We start from the raw sequence: 26344 nt of genomic DNA, 5'->3' as shown, positions 1-26344 counted from the left end.
AAGCAATACGCGCCACGAGGTGGCTTGGGAAGTGCAGGGCGGCTGTTAGCCCTGCGGCACCGGCGTCGCCCACGGCTCCGCCTGAGCCTTCGCCTTGTTGGAGACCGGCGCTTCGCCGATCACCTCGACCAGCGCAGCAAGTGCGTCCTGCACGCCTTCGCCGGTGGCGCCGGAGAGCAGCAGCGGCGTCTTCTTCGCAGCCCGCTTCAGCCGGTCCTTCTGCTTCTTCAATTCGTCCGGCGTCACCGCGTCGATCTTGTTCAGCGCGACGATCTCGATCTTGTCGGCGAGCTGGCCCTCATAGGCCTCAAGTTCGGTACGCACCGTCTTGTAGGCCTTGCCGGCGTGCTCGGAGGTCGCATCGATCAGATGCAGCAGCACGCGGCAGCGCTCGACATGGCCGAGGAAGCGGTCGCCGAGGCCGGCGCCCTCATGTGCGCCCTCGATCAGGCCGGGGATGTCGGCGAGCACGAATTCACGGCCGCCATAGTTCACGACGCCGAGCTGCGGATGCAGCGTGGTGAAGGGATAGTCGGCGATCTTCGGCTTGGCGGCGCTGACCACCGAAAGGAAGGTCGATTTGCCGGCATTGGGCAGGCCGACCAGGCCGGCATCGGCGATCAGCTTCAGCCGCAGCCAGATCCAGCGCTCTTCGCCGGGCGCGCCGGGATTGGCGTTGCGCGGCGCGCGGTTGGTGGAGGATTTGAAATGCGCGTTGCCGAAGCCGCCATTGCCACCCTTGGCCAGCACGAATTTCTCACCGAGCTCGGTGAAGTCGTGCAGCAGCGTCTCGCGGTCCTCGTCGAACACCTGGGTGCCGACCGGCACCTTCAGCACGATCGACTTGCCGTTGGCGCCGTGGCGGTCCTTGCCCATGCCATTGCCGCCCTTCTGCGCCTTGAAGTGCTGCTGGTAGCGATAGTCGATCAGCGTGTTGAGGCCGTCGACGGACTCGATGATGACGTCGCCGCCGCGGCCGCCATTGCCGCCGGAGGGGCCGCCGAACTCGATGAACTTCTCGCGCCGGAACGCGACGCAGCCGTTGCCGCCGTCGCCCGAGCGAATGTAGACTTTTGCTTCATCGAGGAATTTCATGATCCGCTCTAGTTAGGGCAGGGCGGCCTTTGCGGCAACCCGGAAGCGCCCCGAACTCAGCGAAAAGCCTTAATTTTCGGCCTTTTTTACGGTCCGAGCGGCTAAGTGGGCCGCCGCCGGACCAGGAATTTCTGCATGCCTTCCAACACCAGCTCGCGGCGCTGGTTGTGCACGGTGGAGCGCAGCGTCACCACCCCGGTGGTGCGGCCGGGGGCCAGCTCGATCACCTCCAGCGCGGGGTAGATGGTGTCGCCGGCATAGACCGGTTTCAGGAACTTGCTGGACTGCTCAAGGAAGCCGATCAGCGATTCCTCGACGACATAAGGGAACAGCCCCGCGCCGGGCGCGGTGTGCACCAGCGTCTGGAAGCCATGCGCGAGCAGATCGGGCATGCCGCGGGCACGGCAATATTCGACGTCGTAATGGATCGGATGGGTGTCGCCGCTCGCGGTCTGGAACGCTGCAAACACCGCCGACGTCTGGGTCCGGCTCGGAATGACAAAACGCTCGCCGAGCACGAAATCCTCGAACCAGCGCTGCGCGGGGACCATGCGGTGCTGCGTGGGGTCGAACTCGGTCATGCGGCATTTCCTGCGCGTTTTTGTCACTGGTTGCGCTCGAGCATGATCCGGAAAAGTGTGAAGCGGTGTTCCGAAAAGATCATGCTCAAACAAAGAGCTAAAGCGCGATGACGATTCAACCCAATCTCATCGCGCTTTAGAGGTAGCGCAGCGGTCGAGGTGCGGCAATCCGTTCAATTCGTCATCGGCGGGCTTGTCCTACCCGCGCACGTCTTTAAAACCGGACGACCCGGGACCCGCCCGGCCGCGACCAAGAACGACGCAAACGCGCAAAACCATTCATGAGCCTGTTCGCAAAGCTGTCCTCCTATGACGATCGATCGGCGCGGCTCGCCGGCATCGGGTTGATGCTGCTGTCGATCTTCATGTTCTCGTTCGGCGATGCGATGGGCAAATTCCTCGTCGCCACCTATTCGGTCGGACAGCTGCTGTGGCTGCGCGCCTGCGCGGCGCTGCTCGTATTGCTGCCGATGGTTTGGAAGCAGCGCGCGGATTTTCTGCATCTCGAGCGGCCGTGGCTGCAATTGCTGCGGGTCACGCTGTCGACATTGGAGGTCGCGGCATTCTTCCTCGCCACCATCTATCTGCCGCTCGCCGACGTCATCACCTACTATTTGGCCGGACCGATCTTCGTTACGGCAATGTCGGGCCTCGTGCTCGGCGAGCACATCGGCTGGCGGCGCTGGACCGCAATTCTGGTCGGCTTTTGCGGTGTGCTGATCGCGCTCAGGCCGTCGGCGCAGACGATCAGCTGGCCGGCGATGATCGCACTTGGCGGCAGCCTGTCGTTTGCCGTGTTGATGCTGGTCACGCGCTCGCTGCGCGCGACGCCGGACATCGTGCTCGCGACCTCGCAGTTCGGCGGCACGTTTCTGCTGGGCGCGGTGCTCTCGCCGATCGGCTGGGTGACGCCGTCAGCCGGCAGCCTGATGCTGTTCTTCGCCGCCGGCCTCGTCTCGGTCGCTGCGCTGCTCTGCGTCAACCGCTCGCTGAAGCTCGCGCCGGCAAGTGTGGTGGTGCCCTACCAGTATTCGATGATCGTGTGGGCGGTGATCTTCGGCTTTGTGGTGTTCGGCGACGTGCCGTCCTGGGCCACCATCGTCGGCGCCGCGATCATCATCGCCGCCGGGCTCTACATCTTCGTACGCGAACAACAGCTCGGCCGCGAGGATCCCGCAGTGAATCCGCCAGTGTAGCCTCTCATCCTCCCCTGGAGGGGGAGGATCGGTTCGCATGTCATGCGAACCGAGGTGGGTGACAGCCTCTCCATGCGGTCGCTGCCCGTGTTGAGAGATCACCCCACCCCGTCTCGCATTTCGCGTTGCTCAATGCGATCCGACCCTCCCCCTCCAGGGGAGGGTGAAGATCAACCCTTCCGCCGGATCGAATTGTTCCAGCTCTTCAGCGAGGCCCAGACGCTGCGCGACAGGCGGAAGCAGTCGACCGGGCTCGACGAGCCCAGCGCTTCGAAGCGGTGCAGCTCGACGCCGCTCCACTGGAAGCCGCACTTCTCGAGGATGTTGCGCGACGACGGGTTGACGACGCGGGCGCCCGAGATCAGCTGGTCGAGGTCGAACTCCTCGAAGAAGTAATCGATCACCGCGCGCGCGGCCTCCGTGCCGAAGCCCTGGCCCCAATGGTCGACGCCGAGCCAGTAACCGAGCTCAGCTGCGTTCTCCTCGCGCCAGTCGAGGCCGACCATGCCGATCGGCGTGTGATTGTTCTCGATCAGGAAAACGGTTTCGCGGCCGCCATCGGCCACGGCACGCACGAAATCGATGGCATCGTCCTGGGTATAAGGATGCGGCAGGCGGCGGGTGTTCTCCGCGATGCGGCGATCATTGGCGAGGCGTGCAATTGCTTTTACGTCCGCGAGCGTCGGCTTGCGCAATGTCAGCCGTTCGGTCTCGAGGACGCAAGCTCTTGCTTCGCGCAAGGTCGGCGTCGGGATGTCCTGCAACATGTCGAGCTCCTGTGATGCGAATAAATGATACGCAACGCTTGGAACGTCACGCGTGGCCCTTCAGGAACACGCGCAACAAAAAGGGGAGGCCGGTAATCCCGCCTCCCCTTGGAGCCCTTTGCGACTCCGCCGGTTCAACAGGACCCGGCGGACTCATGTGTGTCCACCGTCTACTCGGCCGCCTCCGCCACCGGAATAACCGATACGAATGTGCGGCCATTGGCCTTGGCACGGAACTCGACATGACCCTCGACTTTCGCGAAGAGAGTATGGTCAGTGCCCATGCCGACATTAAGGCCGGGATGCCAGGTGGTGCCGCGCTGACGCGCGATGATGTTTCCAGGGATTACGAGCTCGCCGCCGAACGCCTTGATGCCAAGGCGCTTGCCCTTGGAATCACGTCCGTTGCGCGATGAACCGCCTGCCTTTTTGTGAGCCATGGCTCGTCTCCGACTTCGCTTTGATCTCTAGATCAATTCCTTGACGGAATCATTTCACGTTTTGTCACGCTTCAATTCTTGCAGCGCGACGATCACTTCTCGCTTGCAGCGCCGGTCTTACTCGGCGGCCTCGGCGGGAGCTGTGACCTTTTCCTTCTTCGGCCGCGGGCCGATGGTCGGCTTGGCGTTATCGGCGAGGATCTCGGTGATGCGAAGCACCGTGAGCTCGTCGCGATAACCGCGCTTGCGGCGTGAATTCTTGCGGCGACGCTTCTTGAACGCGATCACCTTGGCACCGCGCTTGTGCTGCAGCACTTCGGCTGCAACGGACGCGCCTGCGACGGTGGGCGTTCCCAGCACCGGCGTGTCACCGCCGAGCACCAGAACTTCGCCTAGCTGCACGATCGTGCCGACATCGCCGGCGATCTTGCCAATCTCGAGTACATCATTCGGAACGACGCGGTACTGCCGGCCGCCGGTTTTGATGACTGCGAACATCGTTTGATTCCTTCGTGTTCGATTCCGGCCTCGGACGGTCGCCCGGGTCGGCTTTTTGTTCAGTCGCTATGGGTTCAGATTTTCGCACGAAGGGAACGAATTCCCAAAACGGTTCGCGCAAAAACAAGCGGCGCGAGAAATCCTCGCGCCGGATGGAGCGGACTTATAGCCGCAAACCGCCGAGAGTCAAGGTAAAGCGGGGCAAAAACCGGCCAAAAATGAATGGTTTGGCGTGATTTTGGCCCTGGATTGGCCTCAGGCCGTCACTTGGGCGGCCACCCGGGCGTGCCGGCGGATGGTCTGCGGCGGCTGGCCCAAAACCCGCAGAAACGCCCGCCGCATCCGCTCGCGGTCGGCAAAGCCGGTTTCGCTTGCAATCTCGTCCATCGAATGACGGCCGTCGCCGATCAAAAAATGGCGTCCCGCGCCGGCCAAAGCGGGCGCAACCATTTGGGTTCCCCGCCGTTAGTGACCCGGAACCTCAAGCGGGCAAGGGCGAATGGCGGAAGAGACCGGACTGACCACTGGCATCGCGCACCACGGTGCCGCGCGGCTGCCGTCGGTCGACATCGACGGTTTCAACATCGAGCTGAAGGACGAGGACGGCTTCCTCGGCGACCGCGCCTCCAAGGGCGCGTTCCGCAAGATCCTGGACCGCTGGCGCAAGCCGCTGCGCAAGTCGGGCGAGGACCCGTTCGGCGACGAGCCATCGGACAAGATCAGCAAAAAGAAGCTGGATGAGATGCTGGTCGGCGACGACACCGAGGCCTCGGCGGTCGTGCACAGCGCGATCGAGGAGTTCGCGCAGGAGCTTGCCTATGTGACGCGCCGCTTCCTGAAGACCAAGGCCTGGGCCAGGACCGAACGCATCGTGGTCGGCGGCGGCTTTCGCGAAAGCCGGCTCGGCGAACTCGCCATCGCGCGCACCGAGATCATCCTGAAGTCCGAAGGCTTCAAGGGCGACATCGTGCCGATTCGGTTTCATCCCGACGAAGCCGGCCTGATCGGCACGCTGCATCTGGCGCCGTCATGGATTTTCGAGGCCCACGACGGCGTCCTCGCGGTCGATATCGGCGGCACCAATATCCGCTGCGGCGTCGTGGAGACGCGCTGGAAGAAGGCGCCCGACCTGTCCAAGGCGTCGGTGTGGAAATCGGAGCTGTGGCGGCATGCCGATGACGAGCCGACGCGCGAAGGCGCGGTGAAGCGGCTGGTGAAGATGCTCAAGGATCTGATTGCCGCCGCCGAAGCGGAGGACCTCAAGCTCGCGCCGTTCATCGGCATCTCCTGTCCCGGCGTCGTCAACGAGGACGGCTCGATCGAGAAGGGCGCGCAGAACCTGCCGGGCAACTGGCAAAGCAGCAAGTTCAACCTGCCGGCGAGCCTGGTCGAGGCGATCCCGCAGATCGGCGATCATGACACCGCGATCGTGATGCACAATGACGGCGTCGCGCAGGGGCTCGCCGAGGTCCCGTTCATGCAGGATATCGAGCGCTGGGGTGTGCTGACGATCGGCACCGGGCTCGGCAACGCGCGTTACACCAATCGTAGGAAAGAAAACGGCAAGAAGGAAAACGGCAAAAAGGAAAATGGAAAGGGCGACAGGAAGGCCAAGAACGGCGACGAAAACGACAAGAGCGAGAAGAAGGCCAAGAAGGCCGATGCCTGAGTTGTGCCGTTGACCGAACCGGGGCAGGCGCGGCCCGGTAAGGTTGACGGGTTAGGTTAAGATCGGCTTCGCGTTGCTGTTTCGATGCTGCTTGCTACCGTGAGCCCTGTCGCTCCCGCCGACCGGCGAAGCCGCACTTCCCGGCCAGCAATATTGAGAAGCGGCACGGGGCCGCCAGTTTTTTGTCGCGTCCTGGCGGTCCCACTCTTCTCTATCTCCAGTTGATCGAGGAGAAGAAGCCGGCGATCTCGAAGGCCGCACGGTCGGGGTCCTCGCGATGCGGGAAATGCCCGACGTTGCCGAACATCTTGAGATCAAGATTGGAGAAGGTTTCGCCCAGCCGGTCGGTCCAGGCATAGGGAAACAGCGGATCGTGCTCCGCCCAGCGGACGCAGGTCGGCACCGTGATCGGCGGCAGCGCGGGGGCTTCACCCTGCATCATCCTGACGCGCGCGGCATGCGCCGCCCGGTAATGCGCAAAGCCGCCGGCGAGGTTGCCTGGCTTGAAGAAATTGTCGGCAAAATCCTCCAGCACATCGTCGAACGCCGTCTTGCGATGCGACCAGTTGCGCAGGAAGTGCCCGATATAGGTCCGGCAGCTCTCGCGCGTCGCGCCGACCAGCGCGGGCGCCATCTCCATCTGGTGGAACGACTGGTACCAGATGTGATTCAGCCGGTCGGGCGCCGCCATCCGCGGGCCGATACCCGGATAGACGAAATCGAACAACAACAGCCCGGCGGCGCGTTCCGGCGCCTTGCGGGCGAGCGGCTGCATCACTGCGCCGCCGACGTCGTGGCCGACCACGCCGGCCTTGTCGATGCCGAGCGCATCCAGCAGCGCCAGCATGTCGTCGGCATGTTGGTCGGGACCGTAGGCCGCGGCATCGGGCTTGTCGCTGTCGCCGAAGCCGCGCAAATCGGGCGCGATCAGCGTGTAACGGTCGGCCAGCCGCGTCATCATCGGCTCCCAGGTCAGCCAGAACTCCGGCCAGCCATGCAACAGCAGCAGCGGCCTGCCGCTCCCGATCCGCGCGACGTGGAACGCGGCGCCATTGGCCCTAACAGTCAGATGCTCCATCTCTCCGCTTCCTCTTCCGGCCGGCGCGGCGGCGGTCGGTCCGGCCAGAACCGCGCCGCTAGCGCCTTGTTTCCATGCGCTTTCTCCGGACGCCTCGATACCTCTGCGGTTCGCCGGCGCCGTGACGGAAATATTATTGCAGCGCCTTGTCTGGCCCGCCATCCTCGCCTAGAACACGCCCCGACCGCGGGTGGTGCAAATCACCTGGTCCACTGGAGAGGTGGCAGAGTGGTTGAATGCACCGCACTCGAAATGCGGCATAGGTGCAAGCCTATCGGGGGTTCGAATCCCTCCCTCTCCGCCACTCACGAAGAGATCCGACCTCGCCAAAGCCATCTGGCTGCCCCGGACCATGCCGTGAGGAAGGCGCTTTGCGAGCCGGAAACCCCAGCCTGTTTGGATGGGCGTCGTCGGTAACCTTAATTTCCCGTTTCGATTGTCGATAAAGTTTTATCGATTATCGTTGTGACAGTTCAGCGGTGTGACGAACCGCCTGTTGGGAGGCAAGAGCCGAGTGGCTTGACGACCTCTCTGAAATCGAAGGGTGGGCAGAGCGCAGTGCCAGCCACCTTTCGGGCTTCCGGCGGCGGCCGGCGGGGCAAATCAATTCCTGAAGTGCATTTTTGATTGCCAGGCTGCGGCGCAGATAGCGCCGCACGAAACTTCACAATTGGGATGTTCCAAATGACGTTCGCGCATTTCTTGATCGCGGTCGGTGGCGGCCTTTTGTTGCTGGCTGGCTTCGTCGCATTTGCCCTTCGGAGAAACGCACTCCATTCGACGGCGCGCATTTAACAGCAGGCGAAATTGAGCTCCGACGGCCTCGCTCATGGGGTGAGCGAAGCTTGCGGGGATGGCCGCACCGCCGCGCGGCCTGGCAGCCGAGCACCGCGCCTTTACAACCTGCCCCAAGGCGACGCGTGCTCGGCTGTTCCCTTTCTGACCAACCTTCGTCGTTCGAAACATTGAATCGCGTGACGACAATTTCGTGAACTCTCCGCATCACCTCCACGACGCGAGATCCAACCTGCGGGTGATCGCGATCGCCTCGAGGAAGGTTTCGTCGTGACTCACGACCAGCAGCGCCCCATCATAGGCGCGCAGTCCGGCCTCGACCGCCTCCATGGAATCGATGTCGAGATGATTGGTCGGCTCGTCGAGGATCAGCAAAGGCGGCGGGGTTGCGCCGCCCAGAACGCAGGCAAGGCCGGCGCGCAGCAACTGGCCGCCGCTGAGGCAGGAGGCGGTCTGCAGCGCCGCGTCGGCCCGGAACATGAATCGCGCCAATGCTGCGCGACAGGTATTCTCGTCGGCATGCGAATTGATGCGCCGGAAATTGTCCAGGATGGAGGCGGACGCATCGAGCAGGCTGACCCCCTGATCGAACATGGCGAAGCGGGTCATCACCTCGACCGTGCCGCGCAATGGCGGCAGATCGCCGGTGATGAGCCTGAGCAATGTCGTCTTGCCCGCGCCGTTGGGACCTGTGATCGCGACACGTTCCGGACCTGACATGGAGAAGGTGACGCCACGCAGGATCGGTGCTTCGGCTGTGTAGCCGGCATCGGCGGCTTCGATCCGCAGCACGGTCTGCCCCGCCGGCAGGCGCGTGGATGGCAGTTGGACCGAGAACGGCTGCAGGACCTCGATGCGCTGCCGCGCCGCGGCCGCAAATTCGAGCGCCTGCGTCCGCCTGCGCTCGGCAAGGCGTGCGTTCTCGCCGCCGGTATCTTCGCTGCGATCCTTGCGCAGCCCGGCGGCGATACGTGGCATGTCGCCCTTGGCGCGCTTCTTCGCGCCCGCGCCGTCCTTGCGTGCTTTCCGCTCGGTGGTTTCCCGCGCCTTGCGATCGATGTCATCCACGCGCTTCTCGGCATCCGCGAGGTCGTGCCTTGCGGCCGCAAGCTCGATGGCCTTGCGCGCGCGGTATTCGCTCCAATTGCCGCCGTAGCGTCTGGCTTCCAGCGAGGTCAGTTCGACGATCGCATCCATGGTCTCGAGCAGCTCGCGGTCGTGGCTGACGACGATGGCGCCATGGCGCCAATTGGCGAGCAGATCGATCACCGCCCCTCGTCCGTCGCGGTCGAGATTGTTGGTGGGCTCATCGAGCAGCAGAAAGTCCGGCTGCGCAAAGGTCAGCGCGGCGAGCCGCACCCGGGTGGTCTGTCCCCCGGACAGTGTCGCCAGCGGCGCTTCGAGATCAGCGTTCAATCCGACGCGGTCGAGTGCGGAGGCGATGCGGACATCGAGCGTCCAGTCGACATCCGCAAGCTCCTCGGCGGTCGCAAGGCCCTGTTCGGCGCGGCGCAGCGCGGCAAGCGCCTGGCGCGCGCCGAACAGATCGATGACGCATTCGTCCGGCCTAGTCTGGACCGCCTGATGCAGCATCCCGACGCGTCCCTGGACCGAGACCGTGCCGGATTGCGGCGCGTGTTGACCTGCGATCAGGGCGAGCAGCGTCGTTTTCCCGACGCCGTTCCTGCCGACAAGGCCGGTCCGTTCGGATCCGAAACTGAGGTCGATGTTGGAAAGGAGAACCCGGCCGTCAGGCGCGGACAGAGCCAGATTCGAGAGAGTGATCGATGCAGGCATGGCGATGGATATCCCGGTGGGCAACGCTGATGGGCTTTGCTGTCCGGATGAAATCCATGGCCGTCGGCATCCTCTCGGATTGATGATTGACGTGATGTAGTCTTGCCTCGATGCGGGATCAAGGCCGAAGCGGCAGATCACGCCGCCGCGGCGACCGTCCAGCGATCCGGATCCTGCGTATGCCCGATCAACGCAAGCCCATAGGCGATGGACTCGAACTGATCCGCCGATGTCAGCCGCGCTGCGCCAAAACGCTCGGCGAACAGGCGCTGCACGGCCGGCACGAATGAGGTGCCGCCGGTCAAGAACACTTTTTCGACGTCGCGCGCGGTGATGCCGGCTTTCGCCAGGGCCTCGTCGACGGTCGCGCCCAGGCGCTCGATGTCGTCGGCGATCCAGCTTTCGAAATCGTCGCGGGTGACGGTCGCGCTGATGTCGATGCCTTCGCGGGCGAAGCGGAACTCGACGCGGTCGCGGCTCGACAGCGCGACCTTGGTGTCGGACACCGCGCGATAGAGCGCAAAGCCGAGATCGTGGTCGACGATGGTGATGAAATCCTGCAGCGGCGCGGGATCGAGCGCGGTGCGCGCGAGCTGCTGCAACTCGCGCAGATCGCCATTGCCCCGCATCATCGCCAGCTGGTGCCAGCGGGCGAGGCTCGAATAGTAATGATTGGGAATCGGCAGCACCTTGTCGAACGAGCGATAGCTGGTGCCCTTGCCGAGCCGCGGCGAGACGATGTGGTCGACGATGCGGTAATCGAAGGTGTCGCCGGCGATGCCGATGCCGGCATGGCCGAGCGGCTCGGCGCGCAGCACGCCGCCCTTGCGCGAGAACCGCATCACCGAGAAGTCGCTGGTGCCGCCGCCGAAATCAGCGACCAGCACGGTGGCGTCGTGGTCGAGGCTGCGCGCGAAGGAGAGTGCGGCGCCGACCGGCTCGTAGACATAGAGCGCGTGGCCGGCACCTAACCGCTCGAACGCGGCGCGGTAGCGCTGCATCGCGAGTTCGTCATTGGGATTGCCGCCGGCGAAGCGCACCGGACGACCGACCATGATGGTCGGCGCGCCGAGATCGAACCCGTCGCCGGCATGGCGCGTCAGCGTGCGCAGAAAGGCCGCGAGCAGGTCCTCGAACTTGTAGCGCTGGCGGAAGATCTGCGTGGTGTTGAAGGCCGAGCTCGCCGCAAACGTCTTGAACGACTGGATGAACCGATGGATGGTGCGCCTCTCGAGGAACTGCTCGATCGCCCACGGGCCGCCCTCGGCGCGCGGATGCAGGCCGGCCCCCGGCCGGTCCTCCCAGAAGCACAGCGCCGACACATAGACGCTATGGGTGCGGCCGCCATGGTCGAATCGGATCGCCTCGACGCGGCCATCGCCGTCGGACAAGGCAACCACGGTGTTGCTGGTGCCGAAATCGACGCCGATCGAGACGGCGGGCGGGGCGCTCGACATGTCATGCTCGGATGGTGATGTGAAGGGGGCGGACCTTTAGCGGCTTTGGCCGCGGTTGCCAACCCCCTGCTGCAAGATGCCCTGTGACGCGACGGTGAAGCATGATCAGCGGATTTTGAATTGATAGGGCGCGCGCGGCGTTGCGCGTCTGCTGCGCGCGGCCATCCGCCGGGCTATACGGTCGCAGCAAATGGCGCGCAGGAGAAGCTGAATGACCTTGAACCCAACAGCCCAGAATTATCGCGTCGCGGTTAGTGCCTATGAGGCAGGCCGGCCCAGTTATCCGGCCGACATCGTCGCCGCGCTGCCGCTGCAGAGCGCGCGTTGCATCGTCGACCTCGGCGCCGGAACCGGCAAGTTCACCCGCCTGTTGCGTCCGCATCTCGCCCCGGGCGCCCGGCTGGTCGCGGTCGAGCCCGTTGCGGAGATGTCGGCAAAGCTCGCGAGCGAAGGCAAGGCGGAGGTCATCAACACCCGCGCCGATGCGATCGGCCTCGACACCGGCAGCGTCGATCTCGTCACCTGCGCGCAGGCGTTCCACTGGTTCGATAACGAGCCGTCGGTCGCCGAGATCGCGCGGCTGCTGCGCCCCGGCGGCACGCTGGCGCTGGTCTGGAATGTCAGGAACGACGGCACGCCGTGGGTCAAGGCGCTGTCCGTGATGATCGAGAAATACGCCGGCGATACGCCTCGGCATCAGTCGGGCCGCTGGCGCTGGATCTTGCAGGACCCGCGCTTCGCGCTCGACAAGGAGATCGTGCAGGACCATCCGCATCGCATGTCGCGCCAGGGCGTGTTCGAGCGCATCGTCTCGACCAGCTACGTCGCCAACCTTCCCGACGCCGATAAGGCGATCCTGCGCAAGAAGACCGACGATATCCTGCGCGAGGCCGGGCTCGGCGACGCCGACGAGGTGGTGTTTCCCTATGTCACGCGGCTGTATCTGCTGAAGCGGGTCTGATCGCGCTCTTACTTCCCCGGCACGATCTTCCACTTTCCGTCCGCGCCACGCCGCAGCGCCGGGGCGCCGATCCGGATGTGTTTTGCCAGGAAATCGATGAAGGCGCGCACCCGTGCCGGCAGCGGCCCGGCATGGCCGACATAGACCGCGTGGATATCCTCGCGATCGCCGGGGTTGAGGTTCTGCAGCACCGGCACGAGCCGCCCGGCATCGATATCGGGGCCGATGTGGAACAGCGCGAGCCGCGCGAGGCCAATGCCGCCGAGCGTGAGCCGGCGCGCGACCTCGCCGTCGCTGGCGCGGGCGACCGGCGGCGGCAGCGCCTCCTCGATCTTCTCGGCGCGGCGGAACGGCCAGCCGCGGATGCTGCGCGGAAAGGTCCAGCCGATGCCGCGATGCGCGGCGAGGTCCGCCGGCGTCTTCGGCGCGCCGTAGCGGGCGAGATAGGTCGGCGCGGCGACCACGGCCATGCGGCTGGTGCCGAGCTTGCGCGCGATCAGCCGCGAAGCGCCGAGCGGGCCGGCGCGGATCGCGACATCGGCGCGCTCCTGCATCAGGTCGACCAACGTGTCGGTCAGCACGAGGTCGAGCGTGACGTCCGGATGCTCGCTCATGAAGCGCGGCAGCAGCGGCATCACATGCAGCATGCCGAACGGGATGTTGCAGTTGACGGTGAGATGGCCGCGCGGCGCCGCGCCGGAGCCGGCCAGCCGTTCGGCTTCCTCGATATCGGCGAGAATGGTTTGCGCGCGCTCGTAGAAGGCCTTGCCTTCCGCGGTGAGCAGCAGCCGGCGCGTGGTGCGGTTGACCAGCCTTGTGCCGAGCCGGGCCTCGAGCCGCGAGACTAGCTTGCTGACGCCCGAGGGCGTGAGGCCGAGATTCTTCGCCGCGGCGGTGAAGCCGCCGAGATCGACGACGCGGACGAAGACCTCCATCTCGCCGGAGCGGTTTGTGTCGGATCGGGCCATGTTGAATTCACGTCACAAATGATTGGATTTCGGCCATCCTAATCCTCAGCCGAGCGCTTCGCTATCTCGGATCGCGGAATCCCATTCGATCCGGAGCGACCCATGCCTGCTGCTGTTCTTGCCCTCACCGCCGGTGCCTTCGGCATCGGCACCACCGAATTCCTCATCATGGGGCTGTTGCTGCAGGTCGCCGCCGACATGCAGGTCTCGGTCTCCGCGGCGGGCCTCCTGATCTCCGGCTATGCGCTCGGCGTGTTCGTCGGCGCGCCGATCCTGACGCTGGCGACACGCAAAATGCCGCGCAAGGCGGTGCTGCTGGCGCTGATGGCGATCTTCACGCTCGGCAACGCGGCCTGTGCGCTGGCGCCGAGCTATTCGCTATTGATGGCGGCGCGCATCCTGACCTCGCTGGCGCACGGCACGTTCTTCGGCGTCGGCTCCGTGGTGGCGACCAGCCTCGTCGCCGAGGACAAGCGGGCTTCCGCGATCGCCACCATGTTCATCGGGCTGACGGTCGCCACTTTGCTCGGCGTTCCCTTCGGCGCCTGGTTCGGCCTGATGCTGGGCTGGCGCGCCGCGTTCTGGGCGGTGGCGGCGATCGGCGTGGTCGCCTTCGTCGTGCTGGCCGTGCTCGTTCCCGGCCATGTCGGCGCCAAGGACAAGCCTGCGCCGCTGCGCGAGGAACTGGCCGTGCTGGGCCGGCCGCAGGTCCTGCTCGGGCTGGCGATGACGGTGTTCGGCTTCGGCGGCCTGTTCGCGGTCTTTACCTATGTGCAGCCGATCCTGACACGCCTCACCGGATTCTCCGACGCGGCGGTGTCGCCGATCCTGCTGGTGTTCGGCGCCGGCCTTGCGGTCGGCAACGTCGCGGGCGGCCGGCTCGCCGACAAGGGACTGGCGCGGGCGCTGCTCGTGACGCTCGGCGGCCTCGCGATCGTGCTCGTCGCGCTCGCGGCCGTTGTCTCCTTCAAGGCGCTGGCCGTGGCATTGCTGTTCATCCTCGGCATCGCCGCCTTTGCCACCGTCGCGCCGCTGCAGCTGCGCGTGCTCGAGGCCGCCGGCGTCGAGGGGCGCACGCTGGCCTCGAGCCTGAACATCGCGGCGTTCAATCTCGGCAATGCGCTCGGCGCCTGGGCCGGCGGCGTCACCATCGATCGCGGCCTCGGCCTCGGCGCGCTGCCGCTGGTCGCGGCCGCCATCACCGCGGTCGGGCTGCTGCTCGCGCTGTGGAGCCTGCGGCTCGACCGGCCGGCCGTGCTCGCCGCGCAGTGCCCGGCGGAATGAACGGCAAACTCGCCGCCGACGGCGCAGGCCGCCTCACGCCTGCGCCGTGTGCTCGCACACTTGCCGGCGATACTCCGCCGGCGTCACGTTCATGTGCTGCCGGAAGACGCGGTTGAGGTGGCTTTGATCTGCGAAGCCGCTCAGCAGCGCGATCTCCTTCAGCGCGACGCGGTCTTTGCGCAGATGCTGGCATGCGTGCTCCACCTTGCGCCGCAGGACATAGGCGTGCGGCCGCATGCCGTAATGCACGCGGAATTTGCGGGCAAACTGGACCGGCGTGCAATTGCAGATGTTCGCCAACTCCTCGAGTGTGATGTTTCGGAAGATGTTCTGCTCGATATAGTCCTCGATCAGCCGGGCATGCGCCGGGCGGAAGCGTCCTTGCGCGCAGGGCATCTTGAACTCGATCGCCGCATATTTCCGCAGGATGTGCACGCTCGCCTGCAGCGCCAGCGCGTCATAGCAGAGGCGTCCGCCCGGACCTCCTGAGGCAACCTCCTGAACCATCTGGTCGTTGATCCAGGTCAGCATCGGATCTTCGGCCTTAAGGAGATCGTGAAGCTCGATCGACTCGGCGTCGCGGTCGAAGGCATCGCTCGCCGTCTTCATCATGAGGGCGGGGGAGATATAGAAATGCGTGACCTCGATGTCATTCTTCCAGTGCCAGCTTGACGGCTCCGCGCGGGTCAGGAACGACGTGACGCCGCGGCCGACGTGATCCTGCTTCCAGGCGCCGGTGACACGGCGGTTCATCGACGTCACGCCGTCGCGATAGAGCACAAGCAGAAAGTTGGCCGATGGGGGAACCCAGATATCCGATGGCGCATAGCGAAAGATGCGCAACCGGAAATCGTCCCTCCCGATTGAGGCGCTGTCCAGCTTCATCTCTCCGGGAGCGTAGCGCGGCAGCTCCTCGACCGTGATCAATTGGGCCATCGCGCGAGCCTCCTCCCTGGAATCCGTGGCGCGGTTGACCGCTTCTTCTTGGCCGGACGTCTGAGCGCAGGATAGGCCGCTTTCGCGGTTTGCCAAGCCGACCAACGGCCGATGGCTCGATTGCACGGCCGCGTTCCAGAGATTGTCAGTTTCATCCAAGCCGCTCGGTCGAACGGCCTGCAGCCTGCTCAGCGTCTCGGCGACTGCGCCAGCGGCCGAGGCCAAATTGACGCAACGCACCATCGCCCGGCGACGCCGGTGGATGGGAGTGTGTGAATCAGGACACAGGAGGAAACGATGACCGAGACCGTCACGAGGTCGAATGGAAGCAATGGTGCGCATGCTACGACCAAGCTCGACGCCGTGGTCGTCGGCGCCGGCGTCGCCGGTCTCTATCAATTATTCCGCCTGCGTGAGCAGGGACTGAGTGTGAGGGGGATCGACGCCGGGTCAAGCGTAGGCGGCACCTGGTACTGGAACCGCTATCCCGGGGCGCGCTTCGATTCCGAAGGCCACACCTATCAGTACCTGTTCTCGGAGGAACTCTACAAAGGTTGGAGCTGGAGCGAGCGCTTCCCGTCCCAGCCGGAAATCGAGCGCTGGCTGAACTATGTCGCCGACCGCCTCGACCTCAAGAAGGACATTCAGTTCGGCACCACGGTCAAGAGCGCGCACTTCGATGAGGCGGCGCAACGCTGGCTGGTGACGACGGACAAGGGCGATGTCATCGACACCCAGTTCCTGGTCACCTGCTGCGGTATGCTCTCGGCGCCGCACGTGTCCTTCCCGGGACAGGAGACGTTCAAGGGCGAGCTGTTCCACACTGCGCGCTGGCCTAAGGGGCCGATCGAACTCGCCGGCAAGCGCGTGGGCGTGGTCGGCAACGGCGCGACCGGAATCCAGGTGATCCAGTCGATCGCCGGCGAGGTCGGTCACCTCAAGGTGTTCATCCGCACGCCGCAATACATCATCCCGATGAAGAACCCGAAATGGGAGGCGTCGGATATCGAGGCCTACAAATCGAAGTTCAAATCCCTCACCGAGCGGCTGCCGAAGACGTTTACCGGATTCGAATTCGACTTTGAGCACGTCTGGGCCGACCTGACGCCCGCGCAGCGACGTCAGGTGATCGAGGACTGCTGGAACCACGGGTCCCTGAAGCTGTGGGTCTCATCCTTCGCCGAATTGTTCTTCGACGAAGCCGTCAACGCCGAGATTACCGAGTTCGTGCGCGAGAAGATGCGCGAGCGGCTCAAGGACCCCAAGCTGTGCGAGCAGCTGATTCCGTCCGACTACGGCTTCGGCACCCACCGAGTGCCGCTCGAATCCAATTTCCTCGAGGCCTTCCTGCGGCCCAATGTCGAGATCGTCAGCGTCAAGAACAATCCGATCGCCCGCATCACGCCGGAGGGCATCCAGACTGCCGATGGCACGGTGCACGAGTTCGACGTCGTCATTCTGGCGACCGGCTTCGACGCCGGAACGGGAGCGTTGACGCGGATCGATATCCGCGGCCGCGACGGACGATCGCTGAAGGAGGACTGGGGCAGGGACATCCGCACCACGATGGGCCTGCAGGTTCACGGCTACCCGAACCTGTTCACCACTGCGGTGCCGCTCGCGCCCTCGGCCGCATTGTGCAACATGACCACCTGCCTGCAGCAACAGGTCGAGTGGATCGACGATTGCATCAAATATTTGCGCGGCAAGAATCTGAACGTCATCGAGCCGACCAGGGATGCCGAAGATCAGTGGGTGGCGCACCACGATGAAACGGCAAACGCGACGCTGATCGCGAAGACCAATTCCTGGTACCTCGGCTCGAATGTCGAGGGCAAGCCGCGCCGGGTGTTGTCCTATTGCGGCGGCGTCGGCACCTATCGCCAGAAATGCGACGAGGTTGCTGCAAGCGGTTATCAGGGCTTTGCCATGCAGTAACGGTTGCGTCCGGCGCCGCGGCCTTCCGGCCGGCGGCGCCGCTCACGATCGATCACATCACAAACAATATGGAGGACGACAATGAGCACGAATTTCAGTGCGGCAGCAGATGCGATTCTCGACGGCGTTGTGACATCCAGTCCGCGCGTTCCCGGCGTCGTTGCCATGGTGACCGACCGCCATCGCAACATCTATGAAGGTGCCGCCGGCAAGCGCCGCCTCGATCAACCCGCCGACATGACGACCGACAGCGTGTTCGCGATCTTCTCGACCACCAAGGCGATCACCGGGACGGCCGCGCTGCAACTCGTCGAGGAGGGCAAGCTCGATCTCGACGCGCCGGCCAAAACTTACGCCCCCGACATCGGCAAGCTCCAGGTCATCGAAGGCTTTGACGACAACGGCGAGCCGCGGCTCCGCGCGCCGAAGCGCGACATAACCACCCGCATGCTGATGGTCCACTCCGCCGGCCTGAGCTACGACTTCATCAATCACACCTACAATCGGCTCGCGCAGGAGAAGGGACAGCCGAGCGTCATCACGGCGTCCAGGGCCGCGCTGATGACCCCGCTGCTGTTCGATCCGGGTGAGCGCTGGGAATACGGCACCAACATGGATTGGTGCGGCCAGATCGTCGAAGCGATCGCGGGCAAGCGGCTCGGCGAGGTGTTCAGGACGCGCATCTTCGAACCGCTCGGCATCGAGGATACGACGTTCGAGCTCACCGATGCGATGCGGCGCAGGCTCGCCGGGATTCATGCCCGCAACGCCGACGGTTCGCTGACGCCGATGGATTTCGAGCTGCCGGCAAATCCCGAAATCCACATGGGCGGCCACGGGCTCTACGGCACGATCGGCGACTACATGCGCTTCATCCGGATGTGGCTGAACGACGGCGCCGGCGAGAACGGCCGCGTGCTGAGGCCCGAAACCGTGCGGATGGCGGAAAAGAACCACCTTGGCAACAACAAGGTCACCGCGATCACCGGCGTGATCCCCTCGCTCGCCAACGACGCGGAGTTCTTCCCCGGCCAGTCGAAGTCGTGGGCGCTCAGCTTCATGATCAATGACGAGCAGGCTCCGACCGGCCGCCCGGCCGGTGCGCTGGGCTGGGCCGGCCTTGCCAACCTGTTCTACTGGATCGATCGCCACAACGGGTTCGGCGGATTCTGGGCCACCCAGATTCTCCCGTTCGGCGATTCGGCATCGTTCATCGGCTACATGAATTTCGAAACCGCCCTCTACGATGCGCTGAAGCTGCGCAGGGCGGGGTAAGGGCGGTACTTCCAGCGTGCTGCCGGAGGCGAATTATGATGACATGGTCCCATGTCGAACGGGACCACGTTCTCCCGCCACAATCCCTCAGCCGGGCCGAGCAATCGGCGCGGCTGGGTCGACGGCACCGTGTCGGCGATCGAGCATTAGGGCGGCAACTGCCATCTGATCGACGATGGCCGCGCGCTCTATGCCGAAGCCGCATCGACGCGCTGTCATTCGCCCAAGCGCGTTTCCCTTGCTGCGGTCCGCCTGTCATTCGGTAACTGAACGTGCCCGCGCACCAGATGATCGAGTGAGAGGCGTCCCGGTCCCCAGGCCATGATCCCAAGCGCCATCGCCGCCCAGGTCATATGAATCGGCCAGCCGTCAGGCACGGTCAGTTCGACAATCACCGTCATGACCAACAGCCCGAGCGCCGCGAAGCGGGTGCCCAGCCCAAGCACAAGCAGAACCGGAAAAAGGATTTCTCCCGTTCCGGACAGGAAGGCCATCACTGCCGGCACCGGGTAGTGATAGGGCCCTCCGGGCAGATGCAGCATGAATTCATCGGTAAACAGGGTGACCGCGGTGTCGCTGAGTTTCCCAAAGCCGGTCCATTTGAGGATACCGGATTTCCAGAACGGCACGGCCAGGGCCAGGCGCATGACGAGTTGAACCAGCGACGGCTGCGCCACGGTCTGGATCAGGTGGATGGCCTTATCTGCAAGAAGGCTGAGCGGAAGCCGATCGCTCGCGCCGTACTGTCGATCGATGACCATCATGCTGCTCCGAGACTGAGAGTGGTGAAGGCACCCGCCTGAATCATTCCAGCAATGCCGGCGGCGAGATCGAAGGACGGCGAACAGCGCAACGCCAGCGCCGCGGCCTCGCCAAGTGATTGTCCCGATATCAGGCTTTCCAGGAACACGGCGCCGCCCTCGGGCAGATGCCGTACGATGACCTCGGCGTCGGGCCGCGTGATCAGGCCATCTTCCGGCGTACCGGCATCGATCTGCCCCACGGGGGCCTCGTTCCGGTTGGCCGCAAAGATGGTCACGGCCGAGAAACGGGAGCGCACGATCCGCGTTGCCGGATGTGCGGTAAACACCGCGTCCGCCAGCCGCTCGGGCGGTGTCGCCGCCAGCGACGCGGCAGACAGCGGTTCGGCGTCTGCCGCGTGGTATGCGTCGAGCCAGGCCCGCTCGATCCGTGCAACGTCGGCAAGCCACGGAAGGCCTCGCGCGTATTCGTAAGTCTCGATGAAGGCCGGAAAGTCGCGACCGTATTCGAACAGGAGCCGCGATGACGGCGGCGTGGCGCGGATGTGAAAGCGCGCCATGGCGCGAAAGAACTCGTCCCCGGTGATGCGTTGGACGGCTGGATAGACCGCGGCGAGCGCGTTGACGAGACTGACCGTAACGTTGTTGCGATAGACGTTGTAGCGCTTCACCGCGCCCTTGCCCGGGGGGCCGGTCACGATCGGAGGCGTCGCGCGCGTTGCATCGACGAGCGCCGCGGCAAACGCCGCATAGGACGGTATTTCCGGCTCAAGCGGCAGCATCACGCGCATCCCTTTTGTAACGGTCAAGGATCGCTTGCGCGGCTGCTGCTTCGGCCCTCAGAACGGGCCAACCGGGAATGTTGCTGTCCCACTCGATCAGGGTCGGGATGGGGCCGGATCGTGCGATGATGAGCTCGTACAGTTTCCATACCGGGTCGGCCACCGGTCCGTCGTGGCTGTCGATCAGGAGCAGGTCGCCCTCGTCGTCGGTCTGCTCGGCGTGGCCCGCAAGATGAATCTCGCCGACACGGTCAAGCGGAAAGTTCGAAAGATATTCGAGCGCAGAGAATCGGTGGTTGGTCGCGGAGACGAAGACGTTGTTGATATCGAGCAGCAGACCGCATCCGGTATGCTCCGCGATGCGCCGGATGAACTCCGTCTCTGCCATCGTCGATTCGCTGAACGACAAATAGGTGGACGGGTTCTCCAGCAGAAGCGGCCGCCGGATGGCATCTTGCACCTGGTTGACATGATCGCAGACCCGGCCGAGCGTCGCGTCGGTGTAGGGCAGCGGCAGCAAATCGTTGAAGTAAGTGGTCTGGTGGGTAGACCAGGCCAGATGTTCCGACACCAGCGCAGGCTCGTAGCGCTCGACCAGGGCACGGAAGCGCGCAAGATGAGTCCGGTCGAGCGGCTCCGGACCTCCTATCGACATGCAAACGCCATGCAGCGATATCGGATGGTCGCGGCGCACGGCCTCCAGCGCACGATGCGGCGGTCCCCCGGCTCCCATGTAATTCTCGGCATGGACTTCGAAGAAGCCGCGTTGCCTTCCGTCGTCGAGAATCGCCGGGAGGTGCTCATGCTTGAAGCTGCTACCGGCGAGGTCGCGTACCCGAAATACAGGAAAGCGATGAGCCTCGGTTGCATGCAATCCGGACAAGACCGCTGCACTCATGTCGTCTCTCCGCTTTCCCGCTATCGTGATGGTCGCCTGCCCGGTCGATCAGACCGGCTTGAGCGAGCCGGTCTTGCCGTTCGGAAGCTGGATGCTGGTGCAGGTGCCGCCCTGCACGAACTTCCAGGCGTTGCCCTGGAAGTCCACGGTCGAGGTGCCCTGGCAGGTGGTGCCGGGGCCGGCGGCGCAATCATTCTGGCCCTTCAGAGCGACGCCGAAGCACTTTTCCTTGTGCGCTGCGACGGCGGCATCGGCTTCCGCCTTGGTCAAGGGATTGGCGGCGGCAACGGTCGCGAGCGCTGTCGTCACGGCGCTCGCGAGGATGAGCGAGCTGACAATGGTCTTCATGGGTTTCTCCACTTTGGTTTACCTCGCCTCCTCGGCGAATGGGGGCGCGCCATCTCATTCGTATCGCCAACGGCTGCCGTTACGGTTCGGCCGCTCACAAATCGGTGAGATCGTCGCGGATGTCGCGCTGATCGCCCCACGGGGCCGCGCTTGGGTGCAGATAGGCGAAAACTTACGCTGCTTTCCAATGCCTGTTCGTTATCGAAACCAAACCCGCTGAGCATTGGCGGCGCCGACCTTCCTGCGGCATGATCGACGCGAGCTGGCCTCGCGTAACAATCCACCCCTGGCCGGCGTATCGCCACCAATGCCTGCCATAGACCGGCGGAAGCCAGTATGAACGCTGTTCTACCGCGAAGCGCATTGCGACGCCTGCGGCCTTCGTCGGTCAAGGCCATGACCGTCAGCATTCGCCTGGCCGTCTCGGCACTGGTGTTGACGGCGATCCTGCTTACCGCGGCCGCCTCGAGCCTGTTGTGGTGGCGTACCGCGGAATCGATCAGCCGGCAGCTCGCCTCGACGATCAACGAGCAGATCGTCGCCGCCGTCCGCAAGGAAGTCTCGGCGATCGTCGGCGAAGCGCGCGCCGCCCATACGGCGATCCGGACGCTGTTCCTGCAGAACGTCCTCGACACCCGCGAGGCCGACAAGCGTGAGTTCGTGTTCCTGTCGCAACTGCAGTCGCAGGCGACGATCTCCTGGGTCGCCTTCGGCTGGCCCGACGGTTCGTTTTTTGCCGCCCACAAGCTGGGCGACGGCCACCTCGAGATGATGGAAATTTCAAAGACCGATCATCCCGGCCAGCGCCGGATCGATGAATATCGGGTGATCCCCGGCGACATCGAATTCGAGACCCGCCGCTTCGAGCCAAGTGATTTTCGTGTCATCAACCAGGCCTGGTTCAAGACCAGTATGGGCTCCAACGGTCCGCAATGGTTCCGGGTGCTCGACCACCCGATCGGCCCGCGCCCCTCGATTGCCTTCGCGGGGCCGATCGACGTCTACCAGGAACGGCAAGGCGTGCTTGCGGTCGTGATCGAATACACGCGGCTGTCCCGGTTCCTCGCTCAGCTCGAGGTCGGACGCACGGGTACCGCGTTTATTCTCGACAAGAGCGGTGAACTGATTGCTGCTCCCGACAAGGATGCTGACGAGTTGCATCCCGCCCACAGCCGCATCGACATGTTGCCGCTGGCGCGCATGGCGATGAACGAGGCGGGCGATCGGGGCGGCGACGATGCGTGGCGCCGCAGGCTCTCGTCGGACGGCGCCGCCTATGAGGTCGCACTGACGCCGCTGCCGTTTCCCGGTTGGTCGCTTGTCACCGTCATCCCGGAGGCCGAGTTCCTCGCCCCGGTCGAGACCACGCTGAGGCGGCTCGTCATCGGTCTTGCCGTCGGCGCGCTGCTCGCGGCCCTCCTGTCGGCGATGTTGGCGCGTTCGGTGATCGCGGCTCCGCTCGCGCGTGTCGTCGGCGAGATCCGGCACGTCGAGAACTTTGCGCTCGATCAGGTCCGTCGCCATCCGTCGCGGCTCGCCGAGATCGCAAGTCTTTCGGGGGCAATCGCCGAAATGGCCGCGGGCCTGGCCGCCTTCCGCAAATTCATCCCGGCCGATCTGGTCAGGTCGCTGCTGCGCCAGGGCATCGAGGCGAAGCCCGGCGGCTCGATCCAGGAACTGACGGTGATGTTCATCGACGTGGTCGGCTTCACTGGGCTCTCGGAACGCATGGGCGATCGCGTCGTGCCGTTGTTGTCGCGATATCTCGACGTCGCCTCCGAAGTGATCGTCGCCCACGGCGGCACCATCGACAAATTCATCGGCGACGCCGTGATGGCGTTTTGGGGCGCGCCGACCGCGCAGGCCGAACATGCGCTGCTCTGTTGCCGGGCGGCGCTCGCCTGCCGTCAGGCGATCGAGGCCGCCGGCGTCAGGGACGACCAGGGCCATCTCCTGCAAATCAGGATCGGCATCAATTCGGGCCGCATGCTGGTCGGCAATGTCGGCTCCGAATTGCGGCTGAACTACACCGTGATCGGCGATGCCGTGAACGTGGCAAGCCGCCTTGAAGGCGCCAACAAGCACTATGCGACGCAAATTCTGATCGGCGCCGAGACCAAGCGCCTCGTCGAGGGGGCCATGGTCACGCGCGAGATCGATCGCATCGCCGTCTACGGCAGGACGGAAGGCCTCGCCGTGTATGAACTGATCGGTTCGGCAACAGGCGACGCGCGCCCGGCATGGATCATCCATTACGAAGAGGGACTGCTCAAGTATCGCGAGCGCGACTTCGCGGGCGCGCGTTACTGCTTCGAGGCTGCCTTGCGCCAGCGTCCTCACGACCGGCCGGCCGAGTTGATGCTCGAGCGCTGCAAGCTCCTCGAGCAGTCGGGCGCCGACGACGAGTGGTCGCCTGTCGCGACACTTCGATCGAAATAGCCCCTCTGGCACCCGACCGGCGAAGTGTGGTTACATGACGCCATGGCGAACGATCACATGCCCTTCCGCCAAGCGCCTCCGGCCGCGCCGAGCTACCGGCGCGGCTGGGTCGATGACGCGGTGTCGGCAATCGAGGCGGACCAGTGCCGGACCGCCGACACCCATCTGATGCGGCTGATCGTGCCGGCGCTGTCAGGCATCGACATCTATCTGAAGGACGAATCGACCCATCCGACCGGCAGCCTGAAACATCGCCTGGCGCGGTCGCTGTTTCTCTACGCGCTGTGCAACGGCCACATCCGCGAAGGCACCGCGGTGGTCGAGGCGTCGTCCGGTTCGACGGCGGTCTCGGAGGCGTATTTCGCGCAGATGATCGGCGTGCCGTTCTACGCGGTGATGCCGCGGACGACGTCGGCCGAGAAGATCGCGGCGATCGAGCATTACGGCGGCAACTGCCATCTGATTGGCGACGGCCGCGCGCTCTATGCCGAGGCCGCCGCGCTGGCCGCGCGTCTCGGCGGCCACTACATGGATCAGTTCACCTTCGCCGAGCGCGCCACCGACTGGCGCGGCAACAACAACATCGCCGAATCGATCTTCACCCAGCTCAAGGGCGAGCAGCGTCCGCTGCCGGAATGGATCGTGATGGGGGCGGGCACCGGCGGCACCTCGGCGACCATCGGGCGCTATTTGCGCTATCGCCAGTTTCCGACCCGGCTGTGCGTCGCCGACGTCGAGCATTCCGCCTTCTTCAACTGTTTCCGCACCCAGGACCGCTCCCATGTCTGCGAGCGGCCGTCGCTGATCGAAGGCGTCGGCCGGCCGCGCTGCGAGCCCTCGTTCGTGCCCGGCGTGGTCGATCGCATGATGAAGATCCCCGATGCGGCGTCGATCGCGGCGATGAACGTGCTGTCGCGGCTGCTGCGCCGGCCGGTCGGCGGTTCGACCGGCACCAATTTCCTGGCGCTGTGCCGCCTCGCATCGGAGCTGCGCGGCGCGGGAACGACCGGATCGCTGGTGACGCTGATCTGCGATTCCGGCGAACGCTACCGCCAGACCTATTACGACCCGGCGTGGCTGGCATCGCGCGGGCTTGATCCGGCTCCCTATGAGGCGGAGCTGAACGCATTCCTTGGCAACACCCAGCCGCTTGCGCTTGATGTCGCCGACGTCTCGAACCCGCGCGCGTGACGCGATTCGCGTCAGCCGGCGCCCAGTAGCTCGGTGATCAGCGACGCCGCTTTGATCCCCGTGCCGGAGATGATGACGACGGTGCGCTCCGCGGGCCGGATCGCGCCGCGCTGCGCGAGCACGTCGAGCGCGGCCGCGGCGGAGGCCGAGGTCGGCTCGACGAACAGGCCGGTCTGCGCCATCCGCTTCAGCGCCGCGACGATGCCGTCTTCGGGGATCGCCACCGTGCCGCCGCCGCTCTCGCGCAGCGCCGCGATCATCTGCTTCAGCCGCAGCGGATGCTTGATCGCGGTGCCCTCGGCGATGGTCTTGTGAACCTCGCGCGCCACCGGCGTGTCGACGCCGGCGGTGAAGCTGGCATCGACCGGCGAGCAGTTTTGCGGCTGCGACGCAAACAGCCGCGGCAGCCGCGTGATCTGTCCGGCTGCGAGCAATTCCTTGAAGCCGATGTAACAGCCGAGCAGGCTGCTGCCGGCGCCGACTGGCATGATGATGTTGTCGGGCGCGGTGAAGCCGCAGTCCTCCCAGATTTCGTAGGCCAGCGATTTGGTGCCCTGCAGGAAGAACGGCTGCCAATTGTGGCTGGAGTAGAAGATTTGCTTTGATTGGCGGATCGCTTCGGCTTCCGATTCCTCGCGCGGCCCTTCCACCAGCTGCACCTCGGCGCCGAAGGCATGCATCTGCGCGACCTTCATCGGCGACGTCGTGGCCGGCGCCAAAATCTTGACCCGCATTCCGCCGGCCGCGCCATAGGCTGACACCGACGCGCCGCCATTGCCCGAACTGTCCTCCAGCACGGCGTCGACGCCGAGCTGGCGCAGCAACGACAGCATCACCGTGGTGCCGCGATCCTTGAAGCTCGCGGTCGGATTGAACCATTCCAGCTTGAACTGCGGCCGCAGATCGCCCCACGCCTTCTCGACCAGGGGCGTGCAGCCTTCACCCATGGTGATCGGCTGCTTGATCTCAACCGGCAGCGCGGCGCGGTAGCGCCACAGCGAGCGCGTGCTGCGATCGATCTCGTCGCGGGAGATGCCGGCGAGCTCAGTCACCAGCAACGGCTTGCCCTCGTCGGAGCACCAGCGCGGAACGTCCAGCGGGTAGAGCTTTCCGTTGAGCGGGTCGATGTAGCTCGGTGACGGCATAATGTTCAAATCCCAAACGCGAAGTTGCAGCGAACGCAGCGCAGG

General features: G+C 64.8%; 24 protein-coding genes, 1 tRNA gene and 1 pseudogene. 9 read left to right on the top strand and 17 right to left on the bottom strand.

Annotation, left to right across the window (positions count from 1 at the left end):
* Positions 1 to 45: 45 nt before the first annotated feature.
* Positions 46 to 1095, bottom strand: a complete 1050-nt coding sequence (gene obgE / locus CI41S_RS02375) for a GTPase ObgE (protein WP_139857238.1) — start codon at positions 1093 to 1095, stop codon at positions 46 to 48.
* Positions 1096 to 1196: 101 nt separating this feature from the next.
* Positions 1197 to 1676 carry a MaoC family dehydratase gene (locus tag CI41S_RS02370; RefSeq protein ID WP_139857237.1) on the bottom strand — a complete coding sequence of 160 codons (480 nt, stop codon included), beginning with the start codon at positions 1674 to 1676 and terminating at the stop codon, positions 1197 to 1199.
* Between the two features lie 281 nt (positions 1677 to 1957).
* Here CI41S_RS02370 and CI41S_RS02365 point away from each other — a divergent pair, with 281 nt between their 5' ends.
* Positions 1958 to 2872, top strand: a complete 915-nt coding sequence (locus tag CI41S_RS02365; RefSeq protein ID WP_139857236.1) for a DMT family transporter — start codon at positions 1958 to 1960, stop codon at positions 2870 to 2872.
* A gap of 170 nt (positions 2873 to 3042) precedes the next feature.
* Here the strand turns inward: CI41S_RS02365 and CI41S_RS02360 are convergent, their stop codons facing one another.
* The 4 genes and pseudogenes from CI41S_RS02360 to CI41S_RS02345 all read right to left on the bottom strand — a co-directional run.
* Positions 3043 to 3639, bottom strand: coding sequence for a GNAT family N-acetyltransferase (locus CI41S_RS02360; protein ID WP_139479952.1), 597 nt, complete (start codon positions 3637 to 3639; stop codon positions 3043 to 3045).
* Between the two features lie 170 nt (positions 3640 to 3809).
* Positions 3810 to 4079: a 50S ribosomal protein L27 gene (rpmA, locus tag CI41S_RS02355; RefSeq protein WP_139479951.1), complete on the bottom strand. Its 270-nt coding sequence runs from the start codon at positions 4077 to 4079 to the stop codon at positions 3810 to 3812.
* A gap of 117 nt (positions 4080 to 4196) precedes the next feature.
* Entirely contained in the window at positions 4197 to 4577 is a 381-nt protein-coding gene (gene rplU / locus CI41S_RS02350; RefSeq protein ID WP_139479950.1) for a 50S ribosomal protein L21, read from the bottom strand.
* A gap of 255 nt (positions 4578 to 4832) precedes the next feature.
* Positions 4833 to 4988, bottom strand: a pseudogene (locus CI41S_RS02345) (helix-turn-helix domain-containing protein); the annotation flags it as partial.
* A gap of 88 nt (positions 4989 to 5076) precedes the next feature.
* Between CI41S_RS02345 and CI41S_RS02340 the strand changes: the two are divergent.
* Positions 5077 to 6246, top strand: a complete 1170-nt coding sequence (locus CI41S_RS02340) for an ROK family protein (RefSeq protein WP_139857235.1) — start codon at positions 5077 to 5079, stop codon at positions 6244 to 6246.
* A gap of 211 nt (positions 6247 to 6457) precedes the next feature.
* Here CI41S_RS02340 and CI41S_RS02335 read toward each other — a convergent pair whose 3' ends face one another.
* Positions 6458 to 7324: an alpha/beta fold hydrolase gene (locus tag CI41S_RS02335; protein ID WP_139857234.1), complete on the bottom strand. Its 867-nt coding sequence runs from the start codon at positions 7322 to 7324 to the stop codon at positions 6458 to 6460.
* 214 nt (positions 7325 to 7538) lie between these two features.
* On the opposite strand from CI41S_RS02335, the gene CI41S_RS02330 reads away from it, so the two are divergent.
* Positions 7539 to 7628 (top strand) — tRNA-Ser (locus tag CI41S_RS02330).
* 299 nt (positions 7629 to 7927) lie between these two features.
* Here the strand turns inward: CI41S_RS02330 and CI41S_RS43255 are convergent.
* The 3 genes from CI41S_RS43255 to CI41S_RS02320 form a co-directional block, all read right to left on the bottom strand.
* Positions 7928 to 8155, bottom strand: a complete 228-nt coding sequence (locus CI41S_RS43255; protein ID WP_172627887.1) for a hypothetical protein — start codon at positions 8153 to 8155, stop codon at positions 7928 to 7930.
* Between the two features lie 171 nt (positions 8156 to 8326).
* Positions 8327 to 9916 carry an ABC-F family ATP-binding cassette domain-containing protein gene (locus CI41S_RS02325; protein ID WP_139857233.1) on the bottom strand — a complete coding sequence of 530 codons (1590 nt, stop codon included), beginning with the start codon at positions 9914 to 9916 and terminating at the stop codon, positions 8327 to 8329.
* 137 nt (positions 9917 to 10053) lie between these two features.
* A complete protein-coding gene (locus CI41S_RS02320; protein WP_139857232.1) occupies positions 10054 to 11373 on the bottom strand; it encodes an Hsp70 family protein in 1320 nt (439 codons plus the stop codon).
* Between the two features lie 211 nt (positions 11374 to 11584).
* Here CI41S_RS02320 and CI41S_RS02315 point away from each other — a divergent pair, with 211 nt between their 5' ends.
* Positions 11585 to 12334: a class I SAM-dependent methyltransferase gene (locus tag CI41S_RS02315; protein WP_139857231.1), complete on the top strand. Its 750-nt coding sequence runs from the start codon at positions 11585 to 11587 to the stop codon at positions 12332 to 12334.
* An 8-nt stretch (positions 12335 to 12342) separates the two neighbouring features.
* Here CI41S_RS02315 and CI41S_RS02310 read toward each other — a convergent pair whose 3' ends face one another.
* On the bottom strand, positions 12343 to 13302 hold the full coding sequence (locus CI41S_RS02310) for a LysR family transcriptional regulator (protein ID WP_139857230.1): 960 nt from the start codon (positions 13300 to 13302) through the stop codon (positions 12343 to 12345).
* Between the two features lie 102 nt (positions 13303 to 13404).
* On the opposite strand from CI41S_RS02310, the gene CI41S_RS02305 reads away from it, so the two are divergent.
* A complete protein-coding gene (locus CI41S_RS02305; protein ID WP_139857229.1) occupies positions 13405 to 14586 on the top strand; it encodes an MFS transporter in 1182 nt (393 codons plus the stop codon).
* A gap of 33 nt (positions 14587 to 14619) precedes the next feature.
* Here CI41S_RS02305 and CI41S_RS02300 read toward each other — a convergent pair whose 3' ends face one another.
* Complete coding sequence (locus tag CI41S_RS02300; RefSeq protein ID WP_244626392.1) at positions 14620 to 15864, bottom strand: helix-turn-helix transcriptional regulator; 1245 nt, start codon at positions 15862 to 15864, stop codon at positions 14620 to 14622.
* Here CI41S_RS02300 and CI41S_RS02295 point away from each other — a divergent pair.
* Complete coding sequence (locus CI41S_RS02295; protein WP_139857228.1) at positions 15820 to 17460, top strand: flavin-containing monooxygenase; 1641 nt, start codon at positions 15820 to 15822, stop codon at positions 17458 to 17460. The genes CI41S_RS02300 and CI41S_RS02295 overlap by 45 nt on opposite strands.
* A gap of 81 nt (positions 17461 to 17541) precedes the next feature.
* Entirely contained in the window at positions 17542 to 18735 is a 1194-nt protein-coding gene (gene acmB, locus CI41S_RS02290; RefSeq protein WP_139479939.1) for a methyl acetate hydrolase AcmB, read from the top strand.
* Positions 18736 to 18950: 215 nt separating this feature from the next.
* On the opposite strand, the gene CI41S_RS02285 is transcribed toward acmB, so the two are convergent.
* Genes CI41S_RS02285 through CI41S_RS02270 form a run of 4 tightly spaced genes read right to left on the bottom strand, consistent with a single transcriptional unit; the run spans position 18951 to position 21524 of the window.
* Positions 18951 to 19496: a DoxX family protein gene (locus tag CI41S_RS02285; protein WP_139858541.1), complete on the bottom strand. Its 546-nt coding sequence runs from the start codon at positions 19494 to 19496 to the stop codon at positions 18951 to 18953.
* Positions 19496 to 20278: an HvfC/BufC N-terminal domain-containing protein gene (locus CI41S_RS02280; protein ID WP_172627886.1), complete on the bottom strand. Its 783-nt coding sequence runs from the start codon at positions 20276 to 20278 to the stop codon at positions 19496 to 19498. Before CI41S_RS02280 ends, CI41S_RS02285 begins: the two co-directional genes overlap by 1 nt.
* On the bottom strand, positions 20265 to 21176 hold the full coding sequence (bufB, locus tag CI41S_RS02275) for an MNIO family bufferin maturase (protein WP_139857227.1): 912 nt from the start codon (positions 21174 to 21176) through the stop codon (positions 20265 to 20267). Before bufB ends, CI41S_RS02280 begins: the two co-directional genes overlap by 14 nt.
* A gap of 48 nt (positions 21177 to 21224) precedes the next feature.
* Complete coding sequence (locus CI41S_RS02270; protein WP_139479937.1) at positions 21225 to 21524, bottom strand: BufA1 family periplasmic bufferin-type metallophore; 300 nt, start codon at positions 21522 to 21524, stop codon at positions 21225 to 21227.
* Positions 21525 to 21920: 396 nt separating this feature from the next.
* On the opposite strand from CI41S_RS02270, the gene CI41S_RS02265 reads away from it, so the two are divergent.
* On the top strand, positions 21921 to 23963 hold the full coding sequence (locus CI41S_RS02265) for an adenylate/guanylate cyclase domain-containing protein (protein WP_244626391.1): 2043 nt from the start codon (positions 21921 to 21923) through the stop codon (positions 23961 to 23963).
* Positions 23964 to 24020: 57 nt separating this feature from the next.
* Positions 24021 to 25154 (top strand): PLP-dependent cysteine synthase family protein, encoded by a 1134-nt coding sequence (locus CI41S_RS02260; protein ID WP_244626390.1) that lies wholly within the window; start codon positions 24021 to 24023, stop codon positions 25152 to 25154.
* Positions 25155 to 25165: 11 nt separating this feature from the next.
* On the opposite strand, the gene CI41S_RS02255 is transcribed toward CI41S_RS02260, so the two are convergent.
* On the bottom strand, positions 25166 to 26299 hold the full coding sequence (locus CI41S_RS02255; protein ID WP_139857224.1) for a threonine synthase: 1134 nt from the start codon (positions 26297 to 26299) through the stop codon (positions 25166 to 25168).
* Positions 26300 to 26344: the final 45 nt, after the last annotated feature.

Source organism: Bradyrhizobium ivorense (assembly GCF_900696085.1).
Classification (GTDB): domain Bacteria; phylum Pseudomonadota; class Alphaproteobacteria; order Rhizobiales; family Xanthobacteraceae; genus Bradyrhizobium; species Bradyrhizobium ivorense.
Note: the sequence above shows the minus strand (reverse complement) of the source record. Positions and strands in the feature narration are given on the sequence as shown.

What these genes read in the sequence shown, in the direction of transcription:
- obgE (WP_139857238.1), bottom strand. Translation starts at nt 1,095, where the DNA reads ATGAAATTCCTCGATGAAGCAAAAGTCTACATTCGCTCGGGCGACGGC.
- CI41S_RS02325 (WP_139857233.1), bottom strand. Translation starts at nt 9,916, where the DNA reads ATGCCTGCATCGATCACTCTCTCGAATCTGGCTCTGTCCGCGCCTGAC.
- CI41S_RS02270 (WP_139479937.1), bottom strand. Translation starts at nt 21,524, where the DNA reads ATGAAGACCATTGTCAGCTCGCTCATCCTCGCGAGCGCCGTGACGACA.
- CI41S_RS02340 (WP_139857235.1), top strand. Translation starts at nt 5,077, where the DNA reads ATGGCGGAAGAGACCGGACTGACCACTGGCATCGCGCACCACGGTGCC.
- CI41S_RS43255 (WP_172627887.1), bottom strand. Translation starts at nt 8,155, where the DNA reads ATGAGCGAGGCCGTCGGAGCTCAATTTCGCCTGCTGTTAAATGCGCGC.
- CI41S_RS02265 (WP_244626391.1), top strand. Translation starts at nt 21,921, where the DNA reads ATGACCGTCAGCATTCGCCTGGCCGTCTCGGCACTGGTGTTGACGGCG.
- CI41S_RS02300 (WP_244626392.1), bottom strand. Translation starts at nt 15,864, where the DNA reads ATGCGCACCATTGCTTCCATTCGACCTCGTGACGGTCTCGGTCATCGT.
- CI41S_RS02365 (WP_139857236.1), top strand. Translation starts at nt 1,958, where the DNA reads ATGAGCCTGTTCGCAAAGCTGTCCTCCTATGACGATCGATCGGCGCGG.
- rpmA (WP_139479951.1), bottom strand. Translation starts at nt 4,079, where the DNA reads ATGGCTCACAAAAAGGCAGGCGGTTCATCGCGCAACGGACGTGATTCC.
- CI41S_RS02320 (WP_139857232.1), bottom strand. Translation starts at nt 11,373, where the DNA reads ATGTCGAGCGCCCCGCCCGCCGTCTCGATCGGCGTCGATTTCGGCACC.
- CI41S_RS02305 (WP_139857229.1), top strand. Translation starts at nt 13,405, where the DNA reads ATGCCTGCTGCTGTTCTTGCCCTCACCGCCGGTGCCTTCGGCATCGGC.
- CI41S_RS02370 (WP_139857237.1), bottom strand. Translation starts at nt 1,676, where the DNA reads ATGACCGAGTTCGACCCCACGCAGCACCGCATGGTCCCCGCGCAGCGC.
- acmB (WP_139479939.1), top strand. Translation starts at nt 17,542, where the DNA reads ATGAGCACGAATTTCAGTGCGGCAGCAGATGCGATTCTCGACGGCGTT.
- CI41S_RS02255 (WP_139857224.1), bottom strand. Translation starts at nt 26,299, where the DNA reads ATGCCGTCACCGAGCTACATCGACCCGCTCAACGGAAAGCTCTACCCG.
- CI41S_RS02260 (WP_244626390.1), top strand. Translation starts at nt 24,021, where the DNA reads ATGCCCTTCCGCCAAGCGCCTCCGGCCGCGCCGAGCTACCGGCGCGGC.
- CI41S_RS02280 (WP_172627886.1), bottom strand. Translation starts at nt 20,278, where the DNA reads ATGCTGCCGCTTGAGCCGGAAATACCGTCCTATGCGGCGTTTGCCGCG.
- rplU (WP_139479950.1), bottom strand. Translation starts at nt 4,577, where the DNA reads ATGTTCGCAGTCATCAAAACCGGCGGCCGGCAGTACCGCGTCGTTCCG.
- bufB (WP_139857227.1), bottom strand. Translation starts at nt 21,176, where the DNA reads ATGAGTGCAGCGGTCTTGTCCGGATTGCATGCAACCGAGGCTCATCGC.
- CI41S_RS02335 (WP_139857234.1), bottom strand. Translation starts at nt 7,324, where the DNA reads ATGGAGCATCTGACTGTTAGGGCCAATGGCGCCGCGTTCCACGTCGCG.
- CI41S_RS02315 (WP_139857231.1), top strand. Translation starts at nt 11,585, where the DNA reads ATGACCTTGAACCCAACAGCCCAGAATTATCGCGTCGCGGTTAGTGCC.
- CI41S_RS02295 (WP_139857228.1), top strand. Translation starts at nt 15,820, where the DNA reads ATGACCGAGACCGTCACGAGGTCGAATGGAAGCAATGGTGCGCATGCT.
- CI41S_RS02310 (WP_139857230.1), bottom strand. Translation starts at nt 13,302, where the DNA reads ATGGCCCGATCCGACACAAACCGCTCCGGCGAGATGGAGGTCTTCGTC.
- CI41S_RS02360 (WP_139479952.1), bottom strand. Translation starts at nt 3,639, where the DNA reads ATGTTGCAGGACATCCCGACGCCGACCTTGCGCGAAGCAAGAGCTTGC.
- CI41S_RS02285 (WP_139858541.1), bottom strand. Translation starts at nt 19,496, where the DNA reads ATGGTCATCGATCGACAGTACGGCGCGAGCGATCGGCTTCCGCTCAGC.